The sequence below is a fragment of the Pseudomonas sp. NPDC012596 genome, from assembly GCF_042902325.1.
Lineage (GTDB): Bacteria > Pseudomonadota > Gammaproteobacteria > Pseudomonadales > Pseudomonadaceae > Aquipseudomonas.
On record NZ_JBIBEB010000004.1, the window covers coordinates 31,491 to 49,515 of the forward strand.

Sequence of the window (18,025 nt, forward strand, 5' to 3'; positions counted from 1 at the left end):
ATGTTCGGTAAATTAAGCCTGGAGGCGATACCCTATCACGAGCCGATAGTCATGGTGACGCTTGCCATGATCGCGCTCGGCGGTATCGCTGTCGTCGGCCTTATCACCTATTTCCGCAAGTGGACCTACTTGTGGACCGAGTGGCTGACGACTGTCGACCACAAGAAAATCGGGGTGATGTACATCATCGTCGCGATGATCATGCTGCTGCGCGGCTTTGCCGACGCCATCATGATGCGTACACAGCTGGCTGCTGCTACCGGCGGCTCCGAAGGCTATCTGCCGCCTGAACACTATGACCAGATCTTCACCGCTCATGGTGTGATCATGATCATCTTCATGGCGATGCCGTTCTTCACCGGCCTGATGAACCTTGCGGTTCCTCTGCAGATCGGTGCACGTGACGTTGCCTTCCCGTTCCTGAACTCCCTGAGCTTCTACCTGCTGCTGGCAGGCGTGCTGCTGGTCAACATCTCCCTGGGCGTCGGCGAATTCGCCAAGACCGGTTGGGTTGCCTATCCGCCGCTCGCGGGTATTCAGTACAGCCCTGGGGTGGGTGTCGACTACTACATCTGGGCGCTACAGCTATCCGGCTTGGGTACGACGCTTACCGGTGTGAACTTCCTCGTCACCGTGATGAAGATGCGCGCACCTGGCATGAAACTGATGGACATGCCGATCTTCACCTGGACCTGCACCTGGGCCAACGTACTGATCGTTGCTTCCTTCCCGATCCTGACCGCTGCACTCGCTCTGCTGACTGTTGACCGTTATCTGGACTTCCACATTTTCACCAACGAGCTTGGTGGGAACCCGATGATGTACGTCAACCTGTTCTGGGCGTGGGGTCACCCTGAGGTTTACATCCTGATCCTGCCGGCCTTCGGCGTGTTCTCGGAAGTGACTTCGACCTTCTCCGGCAAGCGTCTGTTTGGCCACCACTCGATGATCTACGCATCGGGCGCAATCGCCATCCTGGGCTTCGCGGTATGGCTGCACCACTTCTTCACCATGGGTGCCGGCGCCAGCGTCAACACCTTCTTCGGCCTGGCGACGATGCTGATCTCCATCCCGACGGGTGTGAAGCTGTTCAACTGGCTGTTCACCATGTACCAGGGCCGTGTGCGTTTCACCGCACCGATGCTGTGGACCCTGGGCTTCATGATCACCTTCTCGATCGGTGGCATGACCGGCGTTCTGCTGGCTGTACCAGGTGCTGACTTCGTCCTGCACAACAGCCTGTTCGTAATTGCTCACTTCCACAACGTGATCATCGGTGGTGCGGTATTCGGCTACATCGCCGGCTTCGCCTACTGGTTCCCGAAAGCCTTCGGTTTCACCCTGAACGAGAAGTGGGGCAAAGCTGCCTTCTGGTTCTGGATCTCGGGCTTCTACGTTGCGTTCATGCCGCTGTACGCCCTGGGCTTCATGGGCATGACCCGTCGTCTGAACCACTCCGACAACCCACTGTGGGAACCCTACCTGTACGTAGCCGTTGTCGGCGCCGTGCTGATCCTGTTCGGTATCGCTTGCCAGCTGATCCAGATCTTCGTTTCGGTCCGCGACCGCAACCAGAACCTGGACGTGACCGGCGACCCATGGGGCGGTCGTACTCTGGAATGGTCGACTTCGTCGCCACCTCCGTTCTACAACTTCGCCCACATGCCTGAGCAGGTTGGTCTGGATGCATGGCATGAAACCAAGGAAACCGGTGCTGCTTACAAGCCGGCAACCAAGTTCGACGCCATCCACATGCCGAGCAACACCGCTACTGGTTTGTTCATGGGTCTGTTCCTGACCGTCTTCGGCTTTGCCTTCATCTGGCACATCTGGTGGCTGGTTGGCGCAAGCCTGGTTGCAACCATCGCTGTCTTCGTTCGCCACGCCGCGCGTGACGACCAGGGCTACATGGTTCCGGCCGAAGAAGTGGCGCGCATCGAAGGCGAGCGCATGCAAGCGCTGGCCAAAGCAGGTGCTCTGCCTGCCGGCGCACGTGTCGAATCGTTTGAGCGGGTGTAATCAATGTCCAGTCAAGTAATACACGGCGGTGCTCATGGTCACGACCATGGGCATGACGACCACCACCACGACTCGGGCCAGATGACCGTACTGGGTTTCTGGCTGTACCTGATGACCGACTGCATCCTGTTTGCGTCGCTCTTCGCCACCTACGCGGTGCTGTCCGGCAGTTTTGCCGGCGGCCCGTCGGGTCACGACATCTTCCAGCTCGACTTCGTGCTGGTTGAAACCGCGTTCCTCCTGCTGTCCTCGATCACCTTCGGCTTCGCCATGCTGAAGATGTTCGCCGGCAACAAGGCAGGCGTGCTGGGCTGGTTGGCAGTGACCTTCCTGTTCGGTGCTGGCTTCATCGCGATGGAAATCTACGAATTCCATCACCTGATCGCTGAGGGCTTCGGCCCGCAGCGCAGTGGCTTCCTGTCGGGCTTCTTCGCCCTGGTAGGTACCCACGGCCTGCACGTGACCGCCGGCCTGATCTGGATGGCAATCATGATGTACCAGATCAGCAAGCACGGCATCACGCCGACCGCCAAGACCCGCATGAGCTGCCTGAGCCTGTTCTGGCACTTCTTGGACGTGGTCTGGATCTGCGTATTCACCGTCGTTTACCTGCTGGGGGTTCTGTAATGGCTAACGCACACGACACTCATCACGAAGGTAACCACGGTAGCGTCAAGTCCTACATGGTCGGCTTTATCCTGTCGATCATCCTGACCGCGATCCCGTTCGGCCTGGTGATGTTCCCAAGCCTGCCGAAGAACCTGACCGTCCTGGTCGTGGTGGCCATGGCCGTCATCCAGGTGGTAGTGCACCTCGTGTACTTCCTGCACATGGACCGCTCGAAAGAGCAGCGTTCCAACGTGTCGACGTTCCTGTTCACCGCCATGGTGATTGCACTGCTGGTCGGCCTGTCGCTGTGGATCATGTTCAGCATCCACTTCGAAATGATGGCCAAGTGAGGTAAGACTGCATGTCCGTTAAGCACTTTATCCAAATCACCAAACCGGGGATCATTTTCGGTAACGTGCTTTCCGTGGCAGGCGGTTTCTTCCTTGCCTCGAAGGGCCATGTAGACTTCGCCCTGTTCCTGGCGGTGGTGATCGGTACTTCCCTGGTAGTCGCGTCTGGTTGCGTGTTCAACAACTGCATCGACCGTGACATCGACATCAAGATGGAACGTACCAAGAACCGCGTCATGGTCCAGGGCGGCATGTCGCTGCCCCTCGCGCTGATCTACGCCACCCTCCTCGGGGTGGCCGGCTTCAGCCTGCTGTATGTCCAGGCCAACCCGCTGTCGGCGTTCTGCGCGCTCATCGGGTTCGTCGTCTACGTCGGTTTCTACAGCCTCTGGCTGAAGCGCAAATCGGTACACGGCACCTTGGTTGGCAGCCTGTCCGGTGCCATGCCTCCGGTGATCGGCTACTGCGCCGTGAGCAACAGCTTCGACCTGGCTGCTGTGACCCTGCTGGTGATGTTCAGCCTGTGGCAGATGCCGCACAGCTTTGCGATCGCCATCTTCCGCTTCAAGGATTACAGCGCTGCCAACATTCCGGTCCTGCCGGTAGCACGCGGCATCCTCGCGGCGAAGAAGCAGATCGTGCTGTACGTGCTGGCCTTCGTGCTCGCCACTCTGATGCTTACCCTCGGCGGTTACGCCGGCCTCGGCTACCTGGCCGTGGCAGCTGCCATGGGCCTGTACTGGCTTTACATGGCGTGGGGTGGCTACAAGGCCGAGGACGACAGCAAGTGGGCCCGCAAGGTATTCGGCTTCTCCATCCTCACCGTTACTGCCCTGAGCGTGATGATGTCGGTGGATAGCCAGACTGCCGCGGACGTGCTGATGACCTACGCGCGCTGATACAGCTGCCTGTGACAGAAAAACCCCGGCCTTTGTGCCGGGGTTTTTTTATGGGCTTTATTTACTGTCAGTCCTGTTAACTGAAAGGATTCGAAATAAGGACCTGAAAACCTGATATAAAACGGGATATTTTCCTTTACAAGATATCTTGAGCGGCATTATTGTCTGAATCGGCCGCCGCAGCGGCCAGCGTCGCTCGGACGGTTCCGGGCGCTTACGTCTTGCAGAGGAAACCATGGCCAACCCAGGTTCGCCGCGCCGCTTTGCGCGCATCGATCGTCTTCCCCCTTACGTCTTCAACATCACCGCCGAGCTCAAGATGGCCGCCCGCCGCCGTGGCGAGGACATCATCGACCTGAGCATGGGCAACCCAGACGGTGCCACGCCGCCGCACATCGTCGAAAAACTGGTGCAAGTCGCTCAGCGTGAAGACACCCATGGCTACTCCACGTCCCGCGGCATCCCGCGCCTGCGCCGCGCCATTTCGAATTGGTACAAGGAACGCTACGAGGTCGACATCGACCCGGAAAGCGAAGCCATCGTCACCATCGGCTCCAAGGAAGGCCTGGCTCACCTGATGCTGGCCACGCTCGACCAGGGTGACACGGTGCTGGTGCCCAACCCGAGCTACCCGATCCACATCTATGGCGCGGTCATCGCCGGCGCCCAGGTGCGTTCGGTACCACTGGTACCTGGTGTCGACTTCTTCAACGAACTCGAGCGCGCGATCCGCGAGTCGATCCCCAAGCCGAAGATGATGATCCTCGGCTTCCCGTCCAACCCGACCGCGCAATGCGTGGAGCTGGACTTCTTCGAGCGCGTGGTGGCCCTGGCCAAGCAGTACGACGTGCTGGTGGTGCACGACCTGGCTTACGCCGATATCGTCTACGACGGCTGGAAAGCGCCGTCGATCATGCAGGTGCCGGGCGCCAAGGACATCGCCGTGGAGTTCTTCACGCTGTCCAAGAGTTACAACATGGCCGGCTGGCGGATCGGCTTCATGGTCGGTAACCCCGAGCTGGTCAGCGCCCTGGCGCGGATCAAGAGCTACCACGACTACGGCACCTTCACACCGCTACAGGTGGCGGCCATTGCCGCGCTGGAAGGCGACCAGCAGTGCGTACGGGACATTGCCGAGCAGTATCGCCAGCGCCGCAATCTGCTGGTGAAAGGGCTGCACGAACTGGGCTGGATGGTCGAGAACCCCAAGGCGTCGATGTACGTGTGGGCGAAGATCCCTGAGCAGTACGCCCACCTGGGGTCGTTGGAATTCGCCAAGAAGCTGCTGGCCGAAGCCAAGGTCTGTGTTTCGCCTGGTGTCGGTTTCGGTGATTACGGCGACGACCACGTGCGCTTTGCCCTGATCGAAAACCAGGATCGGATTCGCCAGGCAATCCGGGGCATCCGGCAGATGTTCCGGGCCGATGGCCTGAGCCGCAAATAGCGCTGAACCAGGGGCCGTCACACGGCCCCTGTTGCTTGCCGGATCGGCGGCGAACTATTTTTCGCTGCCCCTCTTCTCAGCCGACCTCGCTTCGATTACAAATGGCGCCGCGGGCCTGCCCCGATAACAACAACCTTCCCTCCGTGCCATCATGTCCGAATATAACCCTTGCCTTGACTGCGGCGCCTGCTGCGGGTACTTCCGTGTGTCCTTCTTCTGGGGCGAATGCCAGTCTGCCGGGGGCGTTGTGCCTGACGACCTGGTGGTGCAGATCAACCCCACTCGGGTAGCCATGATCGGCACCGATGCCAAGCCCTGCCGCTGTGTCAGCTTGCAGGGTGAGATTGGCCAGGAGGTGGCTTGCACCATCTACGCCAACCGCTCCAGCCCTTGCCGCGAATTCGAAGCATCGTGGGAGGGGGGGGTGCACAACCCCAGCTGCGACGATGCGCGAGCGGCGTATGGGCTGCCACCACTGACGCCTCCAGGCGCCAACGAGCCCCATTGGCCGGATGATGGGGCTGAGGTGGCCTGAGCGTACGTCGCCAGCCCGCGATAGGTCCATCAGCTGTAAGATAATTCTGAACCTGAAACCAAATGCTTCAGGTTGCCAAGAATTGGGAATTATCCTACGAATTCAGTCGGATGCCGTCTGATAGGCAAGCACCTACCTCAGAGATAGCGTTTCAGCGTCGCCGCAATTAGCGACCGGAAAATCCCGTCGTTTCGCGAGGGCTTGCCAGTTATCGCAGCCGTGCGCGTGCAGACTTCGGTCTGGCCGTGAATGCCTCGTAACACGGTCTTATCACCTCGCGTACGTGAGCCGAGATAGGCATCTGAAATACCAGACACGCTTATAAATACTGACTCATCCATATCATCTTTCGTCTACTAACCCAAGACGGGGCCGTAACTCGCGGCCCCAACACCCGTCAAAAACTGCAGTTCAGCCCGACGTCATTGTCGAACGTCTTGGGCTTCTAATGGTAATGTGTTTTCTGTAGTAACATTTTGAGGCGGGGGAGCGTCGGTTGCTAGCGGAGGGAGATTCTCTTTGTGGTGTTTCATTAGGTCACGATGCTCAGAATTTTGACGATGCTGGTTACGTAATTCTCGGCGCTCCACCTTTCGCTGCTGCCGCCATACACTTAGGTGGCGTAAAGCTTGCCGCGTGAACTGCACCTCTGCGAGGCTATGCTGAGCCCATGACACATAATCTTGTGTGACCTCGGACAATCTGTGTGAGTTCGCGGCACGCCGCTTGAATTGTTTCATAAATCTAAACGCTTCGTTTGCAAGCCTTCTAGCATTTTGCGCAGCTTCATAGCTGCTTCGTGCGCCCTGCAGCAGGGCCTGAGACTGAGCCGGCCTCGGATTGCCTGAATGGCGGGTTGGTAGGTTCGAGTTGAGAAGCATCAACAGCGTACGATTCTGGCCTTTGGGGTCTTTGAAATTTATTGGGTCCCCAGAACAGTAACAGTAACAATTCACGCCGCCCTGCAAAAATGGGCTTTGTAAATCAGGTGAGCAAAATCTCATTATCGCTGGGCTGAAGCCGCGATGGCCGTTGCCGAGCAAATATTGCTGGGTTGGCTTGTCCAGGTGATCTCCATTGAAAGCGAGTGCTGTTGCATCTTGCTCAATGTACGGTACAAAGCCGTAGGGTGTGTAGTTCATTACGTACTCCCATCATGGGTCGACTCATAAAGCTCACCTGAGTGAGCAGTGGCTGGTAACGATTGATCCACTGCTAAAAAAGCGCAACTGGCATTTATACCAGGCCGCCTTAATCCACGAAAAGCGGCTGTGATTAGTGTCTGCAGACAGTGTCTGGGAAACTGGCGGATGCTTCACGGGGGCACTTAACGTTAAACTGTCACCTCCCCAGCAATGGACAGGAGATCCGGCGTGACCCCACCCCGCAGTTTCCCCAGCGACCTCTGCCTCGACAGCCCGCGCCTGCAGTTGCGGCCGATGCGCCATGCTGATGCCGAACAATGGCTGACGATCATGGCCGACCCCGAGGTCATGCGTTACTGGCACCACGCCCCGTGGCAAGACCTGGCCGAGGCCGAAAGCGCCCTGGCCGCCGACCGCGAAGCCTATGCCAATGGTGACCAGCTCAAGCTGGGCATGTACCGCCGTGACAACGGCGACCTGATCGGCATGGTCCAGCTGTTCAACATCGACGATGTGTCCCGCCGTGGCGAAATCGGCTACTGCCTGGCCAGCGCCGTGCAGGGCAGGGGGTACATGGACGAGGCGCTGACATGCTTCATCGACTACCTCGCCCATACCCTGCACATGCGCCGCCTGGAAGGTGAAATCGACCCGCGCAACCAAGGTTCGGCGCGTACCCTTGAGCGCCAAGGCTTCGTACTTGAAGGCACGCTGCGGGCGCGCTGGTGCGTGGCGGGTGAGCTGTCCGATTCTGGTATATACGGGTTGCTGCTCGAGCCACCGGTTGCATGACGGCTTTCTACCTCACCTTCAGCCTCGCCCTGTACCTGCTCGGCTTATGTTTCGATGGCGCGTTGATGAGCGCGGGCAGGCACATGCCGGCCCTGCAGATGCTGCTGTACGGGCCGTGGGGCATTCCATTCGGCTTATTTCAGTGGTTTGCCAACCCGTTGCTGGCGGTGGCGATCCTGGCCCATCGGCGCTTCCGGCGCCTGTCACTGGTGGCTGGCTTGGCTGCGCTGTACCTGGCGGCCAGCAGCTTCGGCATTGAACGTTTGCCGGACAACATCAGCTACGACTTCCAGGATCGCACAGGCTTTGGGGCCGGTTTCTATCTGTGGTTGGCGTCTATCGTGGTGTTTTGTGCGGGGCAGGCGTGGCATGTTTGCAAGGCGCGCAACGCCCAGGACATGCCAGCTTGGCGCTGGCTCGACGTGGCGCTGATAGCAGCCATTGCGCTGGCTGCGTATGCCGCCACACAAATGCCGTCTCTACGCTTCGAGCCGGGTAAAGTGCTGATGCCGCCAGAGCAGCCGCAAGCGTTTTGATGTTCACCAGGAGGGTTGCGATGAACAAGCAGTACCTGATGGGCCTGGCCCTGGCGTTTGGCATACCGATGGCGATGGCTGGGGATAACTCGCCGACATATACCCAGTGCATGGACAACGCTTCCAGCACGGTTGCGATGAGCGGCTGTATTCAAGCCGAGACCAAGCTGCAGGATGCGCAGTTGAACAGTGTCTACAAGCAACTGCTGGCCAAGCTCGAAGCAGCGCCGCAGAAAAGCCTGCGCGACGTACAGCGGCAGTGGATCGCCTACCGCGATGGCAACTGCAAATTCCACGTGCAGGCGAGTGGCGGGACGATGGCCCAGCTTGAAGGTGCCATGTGCGTGATGGACATGACCCGTGAGCGGGCGGCGGAGCTGGAGCGGGTGCTCAGCCCAGGGCAGTGAGTTTGCCTGGGCGGGCCTCTTCGCGGGTAACCCGCTCCTACAACGGCTGGCGCAGTACCTGTAGGAGCTGGCTTGCCGGCGATGGGGCGCGAAGCGGCCCTATTTTTTCAGGTGAGCACCGCGCAGCGCCCGGTCCGTGAGGTACTCGCGCACTTCTAGCGCATCCCCGGCAAACTCGATCCGGTCAGCCTTGGCGTCACGCTGGTAGGCATACATCGGGTCGTAATATTCCTTCAACAAACCCTCGATCCACCCGCGGTGCAGGTCTATTGCACCGCACCGCTGCTGCTCGTCCAGTGCCTGGCGCAGGGTCTGGGACAGGCGCTGGAACCGCTCGCCACCCAGGCGCTTCTGGATATTGGCCATGCTCTGCAGCATGCGCTCGGCGAATAGCCGATGGCCAAGCTGCTCGCCGTGCAGCGTGACGAACTCGGCGCACAGGTTGATTACGTAATCGCGCAGGATGCGCTCCACACGGTTCTCGAAGCTGTCCTCCAGCCATACCATCGGGTACTGCTGCATGCCTTGGTACAACGCCAATGGCACTGTGCAGCTGCCAACGATGCGGCCTTCATCTTCCAGCACGAACTGCTCAATGCCACGGGCACGTTTTTTCAGTACATCGATGGCCAGCTTGTTCTCGAAGTCGATCTGCGCCGGCTGCGCGGTGGCGCGCTTGCCGAAACTGGAGCCGCGGTGGTTGGCATGGCCTTCAAGGTCGAGCACGTTGTTCAGCTGGTGCAGCACATCGGTCTTGCCCGTGCCGGTCAGGCCGCCCAGCAGGACGAAGTGGCACTGTTCGACAGCCTGTTCGGTGGTCTCCAGCAGGAAGGTGCGCAGCGCCTTGTAACCGCCGCTGATTCGCGGGTAATCGATACCGGCCTCATCGCGCAGCCACTGCTGGACGATCAGTGAACGCAAGCCACCGCGAAAGCAGTAGAGGTAGCCGTTGGGGTTGGCCCGGGCGAAGTCCGCCCAGGCGTGCAGGCGCTCACGCTTGGTGGTACCGCTGACCAGTTGGTGGCCGAGGGTGATGGCTGCGGCCTGGCCTTGCTGTTTGTAGCAGGTGCCAACTTTTTGCCGCTCCTGGTCAGTCATCAACGGCAGATTGACCACGCCGGGGAAGGCGCCCTTGGCAAATTCGATGGGCGCGCGCATGTCCATCATGGGCGCGTCGTCGAGGAACAGCTGGCGGAAATCGGTGCAATCGGGGCGCATCAGCTCACCTCGACTGCGTGGCGCTGTCGCTCGGCCAATGTGCCGATCGGCGAGAGCGTGAGGCCCAGCTCGGCAGCCACGGCGAGGAATTCCTCTTCACCTTCGGCGCTGACGGCCACCAGCAAGCCGCCGCTGGTCTGCGGATCGCACAGCAGGTGCTTCTGATCATCGCTGAGCGGGCCTATCTTATGCCCGTAGCTTTCGAAGTTGCGTAGGGTGCCACCGGGGATGCAACCCTGCGCCAAGTAGTGCTCGACGCTGGCCAGGCGAGGCACGGCGGCATAGTCCAGGTGTGCGGTCAGGCCGCTGCCTTCGGCCAGTTCGACCAGGTGGCCAAGCAGGCCGAAGCCGGTCACGTCGGTCATGGCCTTGACCCCATCGAGCTTGCCGAACCGGCTGCCGGGGGTGTTGAGGGTGCACATCCAGTCCCGGGCCAGGCCTTGGTCCTGCTCGCGCAGTTTGGCCTTTTTCTCGGCGGTGGTAAGAATGCCGATACCCAAGGGTTTGGTCAGGTACAGGCGGCAGCCCGCGGTGGCGGTGTCATTGCGCTTGAGATGGCGTTTGCTGACCACGCCGGTGACGGCCAGGCCGAAGATTGGCTCCGGGGCGTCGATGGAGTGACCACCCGCCAGCGGGATGCCGGCTTCGGCGCACACGGCGCGGCCACCGCGGATCACTTCGCGGGCGACCTCCGGTGGCAGCACGTTGACCGGCCAACCGAGGATGGCGATGGCCATCAGCGGGTCGCCGCCCATGGCGTAGATGTCGCTGATGGCGTTGGTGGCGGCGATGCGGCCGAAATCGTAGGGGTCATCGACGATCGGCATGAAGAAGTCGGTTGTAGAAACAACCCCGCGCTCGTCGTCCAGAGCGTACACGGCGGCATCATCACGCGAAGCGTTGCCGACCCACAGATTCGGGTCCAAGGCCTGTGTACCACTCTCGGCCAGGATCACGTCCAGTACCTTGGGGGAGATCTTGCAGCCACAGCCTGCACCATGGCTGTACTGGGTCAGGCGAATCGGCTCGCTCATACGCACCTCAGGGAATCAAATTGTTGCGCGATTGTAGCAAAGCTGGCCTTTGTGCCACGCGCCCTTATACTTCCCACGCGCGACGCGGATCGTCGCCCATTCCCCGCTATTGAACCGGAGTCTTCCCATGCTCAAACGCCCAATGGCGCTCGCCGCCGGCCTGGTCCTGTCGTGCTGCGCCGCTGTCGCTCAGGCCGCTGAAACCCTGCGGGTCAGTGCCATCCCCGACGAAGCGCCGACCGAGTTGCTGCGCAAGTTCGAGCCGCTGGGCAAGTACCTGTCGCAGCAGCTGGGCATGGAGGTGAAGTTCGTACCGGTTGCCGATTACCCGGCGGTGGTCGAGTCCTTGGCCAATGACCGCCTGGACATGGCCTGGCTGGGCGGGTTCACCTTCGTCCAGGTGCATTTGAAAGACCCGAAAGCCACGCCGCTGGTGCAGCGTGAGCAGGATGCCAAGTTCACCTCCAAGTTCATCACCGCCAACCCGGATGTGAAGAGCCTGGCCGACCTCAAGGGCAAGTCGTTCGCCTTTGGCTCCATCTCGTCTACCTCGGGCAGCCTGATGCCGCGCTATTTCATGCTCAAGGAAGACAACATCAAGCCTGAGGGCTATTTCAGCCGGGTGGCCTACTCCGGTGCCCACGACGCTACTGTGGCCTGGGTGCAGGCTGGCAAGGTCGACGGTGGCGTGCTCAATGCCAGCGTGTGGCAGAAGCTGGTCGATGCTGGCAAGGTCGATACAAGCAAGGTCAAGGTCTTTGCCACCACGCCGGAATATTACGACTACAACTGGACCGTGCGCGGCAACATGGAGCCAGCCCTGAAGGAGAAGATCAAGCAAGCCTTCCTCAATCTGGACCCCGCCAAGCCCGACCATAAAGCGATTCTCGACCTGCAGGCCGCCAGCCGCTTCATCGAGACCAAGCCCGAGAATTACCAGGGCACCGAGCAGGCAGCACGTGAGGCCGGCCTGCTCAAGTGACTATCGACCTGTACAACGCCGGCCTGCGCCATGGCCAGGTCCGCGCGCTGGAGTCCGTATCCTTGCGTATTACCAAGGGTGAGCGGGTGGCGATCATCGGCCCTTCCGGGGCGGGCAAGTCCAGCCTGTTGCACCTGATGGCCACGGCCGTGCAGCCCAGCGCCGGGCGCCTGGAGTTGTTCGGCGAGCAGCCCTGGGCGCTGTCTGCCAGGGCACGCCAGCGCTTGCGCGCGCGGATCGGGCTGGTTCATCAGGCGCCGCCCTTGCCGCCTCGCCAGCGGGTAGTGACAGCGGTGCTGGCGGGCCGCCTGGGGCAGTGGGGCACGTTGCAGGGGTTGTTCAACCTGGTGTATCCGACCGATGTGCCGGGCGCACGGGAAGTTTTGGCCGAGCTGGGGCTGGCGGAAAAGCTGTTCGTGCAGTGCGGGCAACTGTCCGGCGGCCAGTTGCAGCGGGTCGGCATCGCCCGAGTGCTATACCAGCGCCCCGAGTTACTGCTGGCTGACGAGCCGGTGTCGGCCATGGACCCGGTGCTGGCCGACCACAGCCTGGCGCTGCTCAACCGCCATGCCCAGGCCAATGGGGTCACCCTGGTGGCCAGCCTGCACGCGGTTGAGCTGGCCTTGGCGCATTTCCCGCGGGTAATCGGTATTCGTGAGGGACAGGTGATGTTCGACTGCCCGGCCGACGCTGTGACTGACCCGATGCTGGACGCTCTGTACGCCAACGAGCAGTTTGCTTCGCAACCGGCGCAAGGGGCGACCCTGGCCGTGCAGATCCCCCGATGTTGAAAGCGCAAACTCGCGACCCGGTAGCATTCACGCGGCTGATGCTCACCCTGTTTGCCCTGGCCGTGCTATGGCCAGGGGTACGGTTGAGCGAGCTGAACCCCGGCGTACTGCTGCACGCGGAAAACCGCCAACAGATTGCCGCTTTCACCAGCGCCTTCTGGCCACCCGCGCATGATGCCGAATTCCTCAAGCTGCTCTACGAGGCCACGCTGCAGACCCTGGCCGTGGCCACTGCCGGCATGGCCTTTGCGTTGCTGTTGGCCATACCTACAAGCTTGTTGGCCAGCCGCGCTTTGTCGTTGCGAGCCGCCTCGCGCGGTGGCCGTGCCGGTGTGTTGTCGCGGCTGCTGCGTATGCCGGTGCGTGGCTTGCTGATCTTCCTGCGCAGCGTGCCGGAGATCGTCTGGGCATTGCTGTTCGTACGGGCTGTGGGCCTGGGGCCGACCGCTGGGGTGCTGGCCATTGCCATCACCTACAGCGGCATGCTCGGCAAGGTCTATGCGGAAATCTTCGAATCTGTCGACCAGCGCCCGGCGCACGCCTTGCTGCAAGCGGGCAGCGGCCGGCTGACGGCATTTTTTTACGGCATTCTGCCAAGTGCAATGGCGGAGGTGGTGTCGTACACCGTGTACCGGTGGGAATGCGCGATCCGCGCTTCAGTGGTAATGGGGTTCGTCGGGGCGGGCGGCCTCGGGCAGCAGATCGACTTGTCCATGCGCATGTTCGCGGGTGGCGAGGTGGCGAGTATCCTGCTGGCCTTCTTCGGCCTGGTGGTGTTGGCTGACCTGCTCAGCCGCTTTCTGCGGGGGAGGTTGGCATGAATCGAGTGCTCAATCTTCTAGTAGTTGGCGCCATCGTCGCAGCAGTGTGCGCCGCGTTCAGCTATCTGGAGCTGGACCTGAAGGCGCTGATACGTGATGGCGGGCTGGGGCAGATGGGGGCGTATGCAGGGCGCTTTTTGCACCCTGACTTGTCTGCCGAGCACTTGCAGGCAGTGGCGCACGGTGCCCTGGAGACCCTGGCGATGTCGGGCTTGGGCACGTTGCTGGCCATGGCCCTGGGCCTGCTCCTGGCATTGCCCGCGGCGGGGCGATTCGGCTGGCCGCTGCAGTCGGCCGCGCGCCTGCTGCTCAATGCCCTGCGCGCCATCCCGGAGTTGGTCTGGGCTGCGCTGACGGTGCTGGCGGCGGGGCTAGGCCCGAATGCCGGCACGCTTGCGCTGGCATTGCACACGTCTGGGGTGTTGGGGCGGTTGTTCGCCGAAGCGTTGGAGAACGCACCGGCAGAGCCCGCTGCAGCTATCCGCCTGCAGGGCGGCGGGCAGGTCGCTGCGTTCTGTTTCGGCACCTTGCCCAACCTGTGGCCGCAGTTGTTGGCCTACAGCCTGTACCGCTGGGAAAACAACATCCGCATGGCCAGTGTGCTTGGCTTTGTGGGGGCCGGTGGCCTGGGGCAGATGCTCTACACCACGCTGAGCCTGTTCCAGGAGGCGCAGGCCAGCACCGTGATCATTGCGATGCTGGTGCTGGTGCTGCTGGTGGATGGGGTCAGTGACCTGATGCGCCAGCGCTATGTGCGGGCATGACAGCGTCTGCCATCAACTCCCCACATTGCGCTTCACGCTGCATCGACTCCAGGTTGCGTTCGATGGTCTCGCAAATCGTATCCATCTGGATCTGGTGCTCACTGAAGCGGAACGGGCTCTGCAGGTCGGTGCCGATGCGCTCGATGGCCAGCAGCATGAACCCCACCACGGTCGACGCCAGCGGGGTGAACCAACCCAGCGACTCCACCAGCCCAATCGGTACGATCAAGCAGAACAACGAGATGAACAGCCGCGGAAAGTACACGTAAGGGTAGGGCAGTGGCGTATTGGCGATACGCTCCATGCCGCCCTGGGCATTGGACAGGTCCACCAGCGTCGACTCCAGCCGCGCCAGGCGAATGCTGTCGAGCCGGCCGGCCTTGTATTCACGCGCCAGCAGGGCCGCCGAGCCGCTGAGGATATCGTTGGCGAAGTTGTTCGACCGGTTGCGCCGCTCGAACTCCCCCGGCGGGATGAACGCCATCAGCTCATCCGGGCATTTTTCGCCCTTCAGGTGCGCTGCCAGACAGTTCACGTAAGCGATATGGCGGCGCAGCAAGGTGGCTTTGGTCGGGTTCAGCCCGTCAGCCGGGTCGTCGATCAGTGTCAGCGTCTGCCGGGCAAAGCTGCGCGAACTGTTCACCAGCGCGCCCCATAACGTGCGGGCCTCCCACCAACGGTTGTAGGCGCTGCTGTTGCGAAAGCTCACCAGCACCACCAATGCCGAACCCAGCAATGTCAGTGGCATGAGGGGCAGGGTAAATTTACTGTTGAAAAACAGCATGAAGTCGATGGTGACCAGTACATCCCAGATCAGCAGCCAGAACAGCGACCAGCCGATGTAGCCGAAGGTTTTGACCACCAGGCGGTACTTGCGGGCGATGATCTCTTTCACGCGGGGGTACCTCGAAAGGGCGGGCATGAAGGATCGGACGCTGAGGGGCTGGCAAGGTTCTGTGCTGTTCGTCGTAGGGTGTAACTGGAAGTTTGTGATCAGCTCAATGGTACGCGGCTCTTCGCGGGCGTTACCGCGAAGAGCCCTAGGGCAACATCACATGCCAGCAGAGGCATTGCACCCCCTGGCCCACCCCGGATTCAAGGCTTGGCAACCACCGCCACATAACCCTTCACCCCAGCAGGCACGGCATTGGGCTTGGTTTTGTGAGCCAGGTACTGGAACCGGCGCCATTCCTTGTCGATTTCACTGAACGACATGAACACGCTGACCCGCGCCTTGTCCGCCAGGTCTGGCCGATTGCGCGCATCGATCCCTTCCTTGGCGATAAACGCGACGTTGATCCCGACCACCTTTCCGTCTTCGGCAAACACCGGGCCACCCGACATGCCCTTGACCATCGGGCCATCGTGCACCGAGTAGAACACGCTGCCCTGCGTGCCTTCCAGGCGCACCAGGGACTGCAGTGTGTGGCCCTTGCCCTGCACCGGCATCATCAGGCTGTTGAACCCGACCGCCGTCACCGACTCGCCTGGCACGTACTGGCGCCAGAGCGGCACCTGGGTGGCCTTGTGCTTGAAGAACACCACGTCACCAAGGCCCTCGTGGACCACGTTGCGCAGGAAGGGGGTGTGTTTGGCGGTCACGGCGTAGTCTTCGTTCCACTGAATGGCGGTAGCCATCAGCAGCATGGGCAGTGGCGCGCCCGAGGTGACTACGAACGCTTGATCGTAGACGGGGTTTGAAACGTACGACGTTGGCATTCCATTGCACCCACTCAGCAGCATCATTGCCGCCAGACAGGGCACAGTTGTCTTCATGATTTGCACATGGGTTAAAAAATGGGAGCGCAAATATGGCTAAGAGCCATCACGCTGGCAATACTTTCTGCATATATCTGATGAATGACATCTTAGGTAGGGGGCCTGATGATGGCCAATAGATTCCAGGCATGGCTGGAGCGCCCGTGGTCGTTGGGCTGGCGTCAAATTGGCGGGTTGCAAAGTGCTTGCAGTGATGGGACGTCTAGGTTCGGATCTTCAGCTGCATTGAGCTGCATTGAGCTGCATTGAGCTATATCCGGAGACGCCATGACACGCTTGACCGTGGACCAGCTCGCATTGACGCGCTCGGCGATGTCGCGCGACCCGAGGCTCTGATTGTCCTGCAGAACTCTCAGAATTTTATTTGGCACAACTATCAGCCGAACCAGACTTGCTGGCTGTCTCCCGGCTTGACGGCAGCGCTTGAGGTTGAAGGGCGGATGAGGGGCCAACAGCCAGCCGGCACTTATGCGCGCAAAGTACTGGAACCCTTGTTGATTGACCTGTCTTGGTCTTCGTCACGGCTGGAAGGCAACCGCTATACGCTGCTCGACAACGAGAGGCTGTTCAAAAGTGGTGTGACGGAGGGGGATCTGAATGCGGTCATGCTGCTCAATCACAAGGCCGCGATCGAGTTCATGGTCGATGCGGTGCCGGAGTGCATTGGAGTAAGAGTGCCGACGTCGTGCCCCACGCCGGCACTGAAATGCCAGGGTGCGTCGGCTTCACGGCAATTCAATCACGCTATAGGCGAATTCATTGGGCTTCTTGGCCTTGCCATGCGCAGAGTCTGCGACCTGAACGCGGTCGTCATCATGAACGACCAACACGTGCCTGGCATCCAACGCCACAACACCTTCCGGTTTGTTATCGAACCACAAGGGCGTGCCGTCCTGCCTTAGTACCAGTTGTGCAGTACCGGGCCCGCCTGGCTCAAGTAGTGACATCGGCAACGTCCACAAATAGCCACCAATCCTGTCACCCTGCTCATAGCTGGTGGTTGCCAGCAGGCGCTCGTTGAAGGGGTCGTATTCCAGGCTGGAAAGGCCCAGTGGTCGGTCGTCGCCCTGTACGCGCGGGGTGAACTGGTAGGCCAGTCTGAAATCGCCAGCAATCACCAATTCACCCGCTTGCAAGCGGATTGGGGCCTGCACGATGGTAAACACTGGGTACGCCGTCGTGTAGTCGCGGCCTTGCTGGCGAATACCGAGCAAGAGCGAGCTGTCAGGGCCCATGGCTGCGCCTTCGACCTGGAAGAAGGGCTCGCGGACGATAGTGCTGATCTGCTTGCGTATGACCTGCACATCGCCAAGCTGCCTGGCGTCAGCCGGCCTATCCACGGGCCAGTACAGGATCTTGTTGAACGCAGGGTTTTCCGCCCGAGTGAAGGCACTGCTTGCGATTACGTAGTGCGTATCTTCGAGTGTGATCGTCGTCAGGCCTTCGAGCTTCTGTGCCGTTTCGATCAATGGGCCGCGTGCGTATTTGAGGTGGTCGAATTTCAAAGGCAAGGGGGGCAGGCCCTCAGGCGCATTCAGGTCAATGGAGAAAACCGAGGATGTCTCGTTTCCCTTGATGGGTTTGTCATTGGCAAAAAACAGCTGTTCACCGATTCTGGTAACGGCGGACACCTCACAGTTCATGTCCCGGGCAGCGTGATGCGCCGCGTTGAGGCATTTACCTGTGTAGTGATGAACGGTGCTGGCGTGAACGGATGACGATGCACTGGCCAAGGGGCAGGCCAGGGTTGAGACGGTAGCGGCCAAGGCAAATGGCAGGCGCTTTTTCATGTCGCGGCTCCTTGATCAAGAGGGGAGGAGCCAGGTTAGGGCGGTGGGGCGCAGGAGCGAGTTGGCAATCTTGCCAAGGGGGCAGGCGGGCTAGCGTCAGGCGAGAGGCT

The 18,025-nt window shown here is 60.8% G+C and carries 20 protein-coding genes; 13 read left to right on the top strand and 7 right to left on the bottom strand.

The features are described from left to right. The 6 genes from cyoB (at position 1) to ACFY68_RS06485 (ending at position 5,856) form a co-directional block, all read left to right on the top strand. Positions 1-2,019 carry a cytochrome o ubiquinol oxidase subunit I gene (gene cyoB / locus ACFY68_RS06460; protein WP_387524700.1) on the top strand — a complete coding sequence of 673 codons (2,019 nt, stop codon included), beginning with the start codon at positions 1-3 and terminating at the stop codon, positions 2,017-2,019. Positions 2,020-2,022: 3 nt separating this feature from the next. Then, positions 2,023-2,646 (top strand): cytochrome o ubiquinol oxidase subunit III, encoded by a 624-nt coding sequence (gene cyoC / locus ACFY68_RS06465; RefSeq protein WP_346612050.1) that lies wholly within the window; start codon positions 2,023-2,025, stop codon positions 2,644-2,646. Then, positions 2,646-2,978, top strand: a complete 333-nt coding sequence (gene cyoD / locus ACFY68_RS06470) for a cytochrome o ubiquinol oxidase subunit IV (protein WP_346612049.1) — start codon at positions 2,646-2,648, stop codon at positions 2,976-2,978. Before cyoC ends, cyoD begins: the two co-directional genes overlap by 1 nt. Before the next feature lie 11 nt (positions 2,979-2,989). Then, entirely contained in the window at positions 2,990-3,877 is an 888-nt protein-coding gene (gene cyoE / locus ACFY68_RS06475) for a heme o synthase (protein WP_346612048.1), read from the top strand. A 235-nt stretch (positions 3,878-4,112) separates the two neighbouring features. Continuing rightward, complete coding sequence (gene alaC / locus ACFY68_RS06480; protein WP_346612047.1) at positions 4,113-5,321, top strand: alanine transaminase; 1,209 nt, start codon at positions 4,113-4,115, stop codon at positions 5,319-5,321. Positions 5,322-5,472: 151 nt separating this feature from the next. Continuing rightward, positions 5,473-5,856, top strand: a complete 384-nt coding sequence (locus ACFY68_RS06485; RefSeq protein WP_387524705.1) for a YkgJ family cysteine cluster protein — start codon at positions 5,473-5,475, stop codon at positions 5,854-5,856. A gap of 422 nt (positions 5,857-6,278) precedes the next feature. Here the strand turns inward: ACFY68_RS06485 and ACFY68_RS06490 are convergent, their stop codons facing one another. Next, on the bottom strand, positions 6,279-6,998 hold the full coding sequence (locus ACFY68_RS06490) for an RHS repeat-associated core domain-containing protein (RefSeq protein WP_387524708.1): 720 nt from the start codon (positions 6,996-6,998) through the stop codon (positions 6,279-6,281). A gap of 231 nt (positions 6,999-7,229) precedes the next feature. Here ACFY68_RS06490 and ACFY68_RS06495 point away from each other — a divergent pair, with 231 nt between their 5' ends. From ACFY68_RS06495 to ACFY68_RS06505, 3 genes are read left to right on the top strand one after another with little or no spacing between them, the layout of a single operon-like run. After that, complete coding sequence (locus ACFY68_RS06495; protein WP_258655312.1) at positions 7,230-7,793, top strand: GNAT family N-acetyltransferase; 564 nt, start codon at positions 7,230-7,232, stop codon at positions 7,791-7,793. Further along, positions 7,790-8,329, top strand: coding sequence for a hypothetical protein (locus ACFY68_RS06500; RefSeq protein ID WP_387524713.1), 540 nt, complete (start codon positions 7,790-7,792; stop codon positions 8,327-8,329). Before ACFY68_RS06495 ends, ACFY68_RS06500 begins: the two co-directional genes overlap by 4 nt. A 20-nt stretch (positions 8,330-8,349) precedes the next feature. Continuing rightward, entirely contained in the window at positions 8,350-8,736 is a 387-nt protein-coding gene (locus ACFY68_RS06505) for a lysozyme inhibitor LprI family protein (RefSeq protein WP_387524716.1), read from the top strand. 99 nt (positions 8,737-8,835) lie between these two features. Here the strand turns inward: ACFY68_RS06505 and mnmH are convergent, their stop codons facing one another. Next, positions 8,836-9,954, bottom strand: coding sequence for a tRNA 2-selenouridine(34) synthase MnmH (mnmH, locus tag ACFY68_RS06510; protein ID WP_387524719.1), 1,119 nt, complete (start codon positions 9,952-9,954; stop codon positions 8,836-8,838). Continuing rightward, positions 9,954-10,988 (bottom strand): selenide, water dikinase SelD, encoded by a 1,035-nt coding sequence (selD, locus tag ACFY68_RS06515; RefSeq protein WP_387524722.1) that lies wholly within the window; start codon positions 10,986-10,988, stop codon positions 9,954-9,956. Before selD ends, mnmH begins: the two co-directional genes overlap by 1 nt. A 127-nt stretch (positions 10,989-11,115) precedes the next feature. Here selD and ACFY68_RS06520 point away from each other — a divergent pair, with 127 nt between their 5' ends. From ACFY68_RS06520 to phnE, 4 genes are read left to right on the top strand one after another with little or no spacing between them, the layout of a single operon-like run. After that, on the top strand, positions 11,116-11,970 hold the full coding sequence (locus ACFY68_RS06520) for a putative selenate ABC transporter substrate-binding protein (RefSeq protein ID WP_387524725.1): 855 nt from the start codon (positions 11,116-11,118) through the stop codon (positions 11,968-11,970). After that, positions 11,967-12,761 (top strand): phosphonate ABC transporter ATP-binding protein, encoded by a 795-nt coding sequence (locus ACFY68_RS06525; RefSeq protein ID WP_387524728.1) that lies wholly within the window; start codon positions 11,967-11,969, stop codon positions 12,759-12,761. Before ACFY68_RS06520 ends, ACFY68_RS06525 begins: the two co-directional genes overlap by 4 nt. Further along, positions 12,755-13,582 (top strand): PhnE/PtxC family ABC transporter permease, encoded by an 828-nt coding sequence (locus ACFY68_RS06530; RefSeq protein WP_387524731.1) that lies wholly within the window; start codon positions 12,755-12,757, stop codon positions 13,580-13,582. The genes ACFY68_RS06525 and ACFY68_RS06530 overlap by 7 nt, the downstream gene beginning before the upstream one ends. After that, the gene (phnE, locus tag ACFY68_RS06535; RefSeq protein ID WP_387524734.1) at positions 13,579-14,346 is read left to right on the top strand and encodes a phosphonate ABC transporter, permease protein PhnE; all 768 of its coding nucleotides are present in this window, start codon (positions 13,579-13,581) and stop codon (positions 14,344-14,346) included. The genes ACFY68_RS06530 and phnE overlap by 4 nt, the downstream gene beginning before the upstream one ends. Here phnE and ACFY68_RS06540 read toward each other — a convergent pair. The 4 genes from ACFY68_RS06540 to ACFY68_RS06555 form a co-directional block, all read right to left on the bottom strand. Continuing rightward, on the bottom strand, positions 14,309-15,241 hold the full coding sequence (locus tag ACFY68_RS06540) for a bestrophin family ion channel (protein WP_346612036.1): 933 nt from the start codon (positions 15,239-15,241) through the stop codon (positions 14,309-14,311). The two genes, phnE and ACFY68_RS06540, sit on opposite strands and share 38 nt — an antisense overlap. A gap of 200 nt (positions 15,242-15,441) precedes the next feature. Continuing rightward, the gene (locus ACFY68_RS06545; protein ID WP_387525314.1) at positions 15,442-16,089 is read right to left on the bottom strand and encodes a trypsin-like peptidase domain-containing protein; all 648 of its coding nucleotides are present in this window, start codon (positions 16,087-16,089) and stop codon (positions 15,442-15,444) included. 197 nt (positions 16,090-16,286) lie between these two features. After that, the gene (locus ACFY68_RS06550) at positions 16,287-16,496 is read right to left on the bottom strand and encodes a winged helix-turn-helix domain-containing protein (RefSeq protein WP_387524737.1); all 210 of its coding nucleotides are present in this window, start codon (positions 16,494-16,496) and stop codon (positions 16,287-16,289) included. Between the two features lie 354 nt (positions 16,497-16,850). Continuing rightward, positions 16,851-17,915: a hypothetical protein gene (locus tag ACFY68_RS06555; protein ID WP_387524740.1), complete on the bottom strand. Its 1,065-nt coding sequence runs from the start codon at positions 17,913-17,915 to the stop codon at positions 16,851-16,853. Positions 17,916-18,025: the final 110 nt, after the last annotated feature.

Bases quoted from the DNA above. Each gene is read 5' to 3' on its own strand.
- cyoB (WP_387524700.1), top strand. From the start codon at position 1: ATGTTCGGTAAATTAAGCCTGGAGGCGATACCCTATCACGAGCCGATA.
- cyoC (WP_346612050.1), top strand. From the start codon at position 2,023: ATGTCCAGTCAAGTAATACACGGCGGTGCTCATGGTCACGACCATGGG.
- cyoD (WP_346612049.1), top strand. From the start codon at position 2,646: ATGGCTAACGCACACGACACTCATCACGAAGGTAACCACGGTAGCGTC.
- cyoE (WP_346612048.1), top strand. From the start codon at position 2,990: ATGTCCGTTAAGCACTTTATCCAAATCACCAAACCGGGGATCATTTTC.
- alaC (WP_346612047.1), top strand. From the start codon at position 4,113: ATGGCCAACCCAGGTTCGCCGCGCCGCTTTGCGCGCATCGATCGTCTT.
- ACFY68_RS06485 (WP_387524705.1), top strand. From the start codon at position 5,473: ATGTCCGAATATAACCCTTGCCTTGACTGCGGCGCCTGCTGCGGGTAC.
- ACFY68_RS06490 (WP_387524708.1), bottom strand. From the start codon at position 6,998: ATGAACTACACACCCTACGGCTTTGTACCGTACATTGAGCAAGATGCA.
- ACFY68_RS06500 (WP_387524713.1), top strand. From the start codon at position 7,790: ATGACGGCTTTCTACCTCACCTTCAGCCTCGCCCTGTACCTGCTCGGC.
- ACFY68_RS06505 (WP_387524716.1), top strand. From the start codon at position 8,350: ATGAACAAGCAGTACCTGATGGGCCTGGCCCTGGCGTTTGGCATACCG.
- mnmH (WP_387524719.1), bottom strand. From the start codon at position 9,954: ATGCGCCCCGATTGCACCGATTTCCGCCAGCTGTTCCTCGACGACGCG.
- selD (WP_387524722.1), bottom strand. From the start codon at position 10,988: ATGAGCGAGCCGATTCGCCTGACCCAGTACAGCCATGGTGCAGGCTGT.
- ACFY68_RS06520 (WP_387524725.1), top strand. From the start codon at position 11,116: ATGCTCAAACGCCCAATGGCGCTCGCCGCCGGCCTGGTCCTGTCGTGC.
- ACFY68_RS06530 (WP_387524731.1), top strand. From the start codon at position 12,755: ATGTTGAAAGCGCAAACTCGCGACCCGGTAGCATTCACGCGGCTGATG.
- phnE (WP_387524734.1), top strand. From the start codon at position 13,579: ATGAATCGAGTGCTCAATCTTCTAGTAGTTGGCGCCATCGTCGCAGCA.
- ACFY68_RS06545 (WP_387525314.1), bottom strand. From the start codon at position 16,089: ATGCTGCTGAGTGGGTGCAATGGAATGCCAACGTCGTACGTTTCAAAC.
- ACFY68_RS06555 (WP_387524740.1), bottom strand. From the start codon at position 17,915: ATGAAAAAGCGCCTGCCATTTGCCTTGGCCGCTACCGTCTCAACCCTG.